At 34.6% G+C, this 900-nt stretch carries 1 protein-coding gene; it reads left to right on the forward strand.

Going from position 1 to position 900, the window contains the following annotated elements:
• Positions 1 to 192: 192 nt before the first annotated feature.
• The coding region (locus A3842_RS12010) for a DGQHR domain-containing protein (protein ID WP_074101573.1) at positions 193 to 900 on the forward strand (708 nt) is incomplete at its 3' end.

Raw genomic sequence — 900 nt, forward strand, 5'->3', positions numbered from 1 at the left:
ATTAGCTGCTTTGCGATGTAGTCTAATTTTTTTCCCCACTTCAATTGAAAATCCAGACATCTCCTCACCTCTCTTTAAGAGTAGGTAAGAATAGAGATGCTTTGAAGAGCGTTATAACACCTTTTACCAATTGTAATAAGGTTTTATAAAGCCTATTATGAAAGTATTAAAACTGTTTAAGGAGAAAATTATATGACTCTATTGCCTCAACAACATGTTATTGAAAACATTCTACAGTCAAAAATGCGAGGGAAAGTAACGTATTCAGGGAATTTGTCAGCATCCTCAGCTCTAAACTTGACATATGTAAAGCCTTTCGATCATCCTTCAGGTAAAGGTTATCAAAGACCGGTAGATAACAAAAGGTGTAATGATTTTGCTATGTTTTTATCGAAAGGAGAAAACTCACTCTTTACTCCGATCCTCCTCAATGCTGAAGCACAATGGGAGTTTAGTTCTTACGATAAAAACCGACCAGCCTTTGGACGTTTAATTTGTAAGAACAGAGCTTCACTAATGGATGGGCAACATAGATTGGGAGGAATTGAACGATATACTAAGGACACAAACTCAGATATGCAAATACCATTTCTGGCATTTCATTTTCTAGATGAAGATGAGGAAATGAAACTATTTGATACAATCAATACAAAAGCAAAAGGTATCGGTACTTCACTAAGCAGATACCTTAGAAGGGATTCCGATGATAATAGTTGGATTGCTACAGAATTAATAACTAGAGGTGATAGCCCTTTTCATTTTATTGGTAGCTTAACAGGAAAACGCAATGCAGGTAGACATGTAACATTACAAAATTTATATAAAGTTCTTGAGATATTGTTTAAATCCGTTCCAATGTTTCATCTAACAAAAGAAGAGAAATTAATGTTGGTTCTTGTT

The sequence above is a fragment of the Paenibacillus sp. P3E genome (assembly GCF_001909045.1).
Classification (GTDB): Bacteria; Bacillota; Bacilli; order Paenibacillales; family Paenibacillaceae; genus Paenibacillus_AQ; species Paenibacillus_AQ helianthi.